1 pseudogene is annotated in these 1057 nt (G+C 56.0%); it reads left to right on the top strand.

The annotated features are described in order from the left end of the window. Positions 1-20 precede the first annotated feature (20 nt). Positions 21-1057, top strand: a pseudogene (locus tag ALO64_RS23545) (PAS domain-containing protein); the annotation flags it as partial.

Below are 1057 nucleotides of genomic sequence, written 5' to 3'. Positions count from 1 at the left end.
TTGTCTACACCCTCCTAGAGATGGACCTGCACTCGCTGATGGCGGCCATTGACCGTTCGCAGGCGATGATCGAGTTTGATCTTGAAGGCAATATCCTGCGGGCCAATACCAATTTTCTGGATTGCGTCGGGTATCGCCTGGACGAAGTCCAGGGTCGGCATCACCGCATGTTCTGCACCCCGGAACACGCTTCCAGCGTTGAGTATGCGACGTTTTGGGAAAAACTGGGCAAAGGTGCCTTTGACGAAGGGCAGTACAAGCGCCTGGGCAAGAACGGTCGCGAGATCTGGTTGCAGGCAACCTACAACCCGGTTTTCGACGAACAGGGCAACCCGTTCAAGGTCGTAAAATTCGCCACCGACGTCACGCAGCAACGCAAGACCAACGCCGAGTACGAAGGTAAGGTCGCAGCGATCGATCGATCGTTCGCAGAGCATCATCGAGTTCGACCTGAACGGCCGCGTGCTCAACGCCAACGAAAACTTCCTCAAGGTGCTGGGCTATCGTCTGGATGAGATACAGGGCCAGCATCACCGCATGTTCTGTGAAGACGACTACCTGAACAGCCCGGCCTATCGTTCTTTCTGGGCCAAGCTCGAGCGTGGCGAGTATGACTCCGGCGAGTACAAACGAATCGGCAAGAACGGTCGAGAGCTATGGATCAGCGCCACTTACAACCCGATTTTTGACCCTGATGGTCGTCCTTACAAAGTGGTGAAGTTCGCCAACGACGTCACCGAGAGCCGCGTCCGTCAGGCCGAGTCCGCCGGCAAGGTGACGGCGATCGAGCGTTCTCAGGCGGTTATCGAATTCGATCTGACCGGCAAGGTGCTGCATGCCAACCGCAACTTCCTTGCGGTATTCGGCTACGACCTTGAGGAAATTGTCGGCGAACACCACCGGATGTTCTGCTCTGAGGAGTTTGTCAGCAGTCTGGAGTATCGCGAGCTCTGGGAAAAACTGGGGCGTGGCGAATACGACGCCAATGAGTACAAACGCAAGCGTAAGGATGGCAAGGAAATCTGGATTCAGGCGACCTACAACCCGATCTTCGACG

Source organism: Pseudomonas meliae (genome assembly GCF_001400515.1).
GTDB lineage: Bacteria > Pseudomonadota > Gammaproteobacteria > Pseudomonadales > Pseudomonadaceae > Aquipseudomonas > Aquipseudomonas amygdali.
Note: the sequence above shows the minus strand (reverse complement) of the source record. Positions and strands in the feature narration are given on the sequence as shown.